Below are 2,871 nucleotides of genomic sequence, written 5' to 3' on the forward strand. Positions count from 1 at the left end.
CTATGCGCCGCAGAACCTGATCGAGCTGACCAGCGTGTCGGAGGCCAAGCAGGTGATGGCGGTGCTCGACGCGCTCGACGAACACGACGATGTGCAGGGTGTGTACGCCAATTTCGACATCAGCGATTCGCTGCTGGAGGCGATCGCCGGCTGACATCAGAGACCGGTGTCGCGGCCATCACACCACGGAGACGGAGCCGTGTCACGCATACCCGGCTCGGACGGTGTCAAAGGCTACGGTTCGTACTGATGTTCGTATTGGGGATCGACCCCGGATTGTCGCGCTGCGGGTACGGCGTGGTAGAGCAGATTGCGGGCTCGGGGGCACAGCGCGCTCGCACTGAAGCGGTCGCCCTGGGCGTCATCCGCACCGATCCCGCGGAGCCGCACGCGGTTCGTCTGGCCACGCAGATGCACGAGCTGCAGTCGCTCATCTCCGAATTCCAGCCCTCGGTGGTGGCTGTGGAGCGAGTCTTCTTCCAGGCCAACGCCCGCACGGCGATCGGTGTGGCGCAGGTGGCCGGGCTGGCCATGGCGCTCGGGGCAGCAGCCGGTGTGGAGGTGGTCGAGTACACGCCCACTCAGGTCAAGCAGGCCGTTGCGGGCTGGGGCGGGGCCGACAAGGACCAGACGAAGCGGATGGTCGGCGAGCTGCTCGCGCTGCCGGGGCCGCCCGAGCCGGCGGATGCCGCCGATGCGGCTGCCGTCGCGCTGTGCCACTTGTCCCAGGCGGCGTGGGGCAGTGCGGGGTCGCATGCCCGGGCGCGCGTGCTGCTGCCGGCTTCTGGCGCAGCGACGTCCTCGCTGTGATCGGCTCGGTGCGCGGGCGCCTGCTCGACAAGGATCCTGGCGGAGAGCTGCTGATCGAGGCCGGTGGCGTGGGGTATCGCGTCATCGTCGCACCGTCCACACTGGCCGGTGCAGGACCGATCGGCGACGAGTGCTTCGTGTATGCCCACCATCACGTGCGCGAGGACACCTCGGACCTCTACGGCTTCGCCGAACTCGACGAGCGGCGCTGTTTCGAGGCTCTGCTGAGCGCGCACGGCGTGGGACCCGCGCTGGCGCTCGCGGTGCTCTCGCACTTGCCGCCCGATGAGCTGCGGCGGGCGGTCGCTGCTGATGACGCTGCCGCGCTGGAGCTGGTGCCCGGCATCGGCGCCAAGACGTCCAAGCGGATGGTGCTCGATCTGAAGTCTCGGCTCGGCACACCGGCGACCCCCAGCACCGGTGCGGCGGGGCCGACCGGCGACGGCGCGGGTTCAGCGGTCGCCGAAGTGCGCGCCGCGCTGAGCCAGATGGGATTCAGCCCGGCCGAGGTGCGTGAGGCCATGGCGGCGGTTTCCATTGCAGCAGCGAACGACGCAGAGGGCGACACGGGCGCACTGCTGCGCGTGGCGCTGCAGGAGCTCGGACCGCGATGAGCGCCAGGACCGCCCGCACCGAGGGCTACCGGCGCGACGAATCGGCAGCGGCGTCAGCGCCCGGACGCAGCGACGTCACCGACCCGGCCCGATCGGCGGCAGACGACGGCGACGCCGAGGCCTCGTTGCGTCCACGGTCGCTGGAGGAATTCGTGGGCCAGCCCGAAGTGCGGGAGCACGTCGCCATCACGCTGCGAGCAGCGCTGGCCCGCGGCCAAACGCCTGACCACTTGCTGTTCGCCGGCCCGCCGGGGCTCGGCAAGACCACTTTGGCCGGCATCATCGCCGCCGAACTGGGTGCAGCGCTGCACCTGACATCCGGCCCAGCCGTGGAGCGGGCGGGTGATCTCGCAGCCATTCTCACCAACCTGGCCGACGGCGATGTGCTGTTCATCGACGAGATCCATCGCCTGCCCAAGGTGGTCGAGGAGGTGCTCTACCCGGCCATGGAGGACTTCGCGATCGACATCGTGCTGGGCAAGGGCCCGGCAGCGCGCTCGATCCGATTCGAGCTGCCCCGCTTCACACTGGCGGGTGCCACGACCCGGACCGGGCTGATCTCGGGACCCTTGCGAGACCGCTTCGGGCTGGTCGAACGCCTCGACTACTACTCCACCGACGATCTGACGGCCATCGTGACCCGTGCGGCCGGGATACTGGGTGTGGACATCGACGCCGACGGGGCCGCGGAGATCGCGTCGCGCAGCCGGGGCACGCCGCGGATCGCCAACCGGCTGCTGCGCCGGGTTCGCGACTTCGCTGAGGTGCGCGCCAGCGGTGCCATTGACGTGGACGTGGCGCGGCAGGGGCTCGCGGCATTCGGTGTCGACGAGCTGGGTCTCGACAAAGTCGACCGGGCGATTCTCGGCGCGCTCGCTGTCACCCACGTCGGACGGCCGTTGGGGCTGTCCACGCTGGCGATCACCGTCGGCGAGCAGACCGAGACCGTCGAGGACGTCTACGAACCCTTCCTGATCCAGCGCGGGCTGCTGCAGCGCACGCCACGCGGCCGCATCGCCACCGCCGCGGCGTTCGCACATCTCGGCGTGGAGGCTCCACCGGCGGGCGAGGAGGCCGGCAGTGACTCAGGCGCCGATGCGACGCTGTTTGATGCCGCGGCTCCCGCCGCTGCGTTGCAGGACGTGCCAAGGGCGCAGGACGCACCGGCAGAAGTCGACGATGCCCCTTGGTGAGGTCGTTGGCGGCCATAGCCTCAGCATGCGATGAGCGAGCCGCGGCTGCGGATGGACGAATTCGACTATGAGCTGCCGCCATCGTCGATAGCGCACGTTCCCGCCGAGCCGCGCGACTCGGCCCGGCTGCTGGTGGACCGGGGACCCGACGAAGCGCCCGATCATCACCGGATCAGCGACCTTGCCTCGCTGCTCGGCCTCGGAGATCTGCTGGTCGTCAACGACACGCGGGTGATGCCCGCACGCCTGCCGCT

At 70.0% G+C, this 2,871-nt stretch carries 5 protein-coding genes; all 5 read left to right on the forward strand.

Features of this window, described 5'->3' with window-relative positions:
* Positions 1–154: YebC/PmpR family DNA-binding transcriptional regulator (locus VI480_RS15440; protein ID WP_416246602.1), on the forward strand; the 154-nt coding region annotated here is incomplete at its 5' end.
* A gap of 95 nt (positions 155–249) precedes the next feature.
* Entirely contained in the window at positions 250–810 is a 561-nt protein-coding gene (gene ruvC / locus VI480_RS00155) for a crossover junction endodeoxyribonuclease RuvC (RefSeq protein ID WP_323670783.1), read from the forward strand.
* Between the two features lie 8 nt (positions 811–818).
* On the forward strand, positions 819–1,424 hold the full coding sequence (gene ruvA / locus VI480_RS00160; protein ID WP_323670784.1) for a Holliday junction branch migration protein RuvA: 606 nt from the start codon (positions 819–821) through the stop codon (positions 1,422–1,424).
* Positions 1,421–2,617 (forward strand): Holliday junction branch migration DNA helicase RuvB, encoded by a 1,197-nt coding sequence (gene ruvB, locus VI480_RS00165; protein ID WP_323670785.1) that lies wholly within the window; start codon positions 1,421–1,423, stop codon positions 2,615–2,617. The genes ruvA and ruvB overlap by 4 nt, the downstream gene beginning before the upstream one ends.
* Positions 2,618–2,647: 30 nt before the next feature.
* Positions 2,648–2,871: S-adenosylmethionine:tRNA ribosyltransferase-isomerase (locus tag VI480_RS00170; RefSeq protein ID WP_323670786.1), on the forward strand; the 224-nt coding region annotated here is incomplete at its 3' end.

Source organism: Candidatus Poriferisodalis multihospitum (assembly GCF_028283155.1).
Lineage (GTDB): Bacteria > Actinomycetota > Acidimicrobiia > Acidimicrobiales > Poriferisodalaceae > Poriferisodalis > Poriferisodalis multihospitum.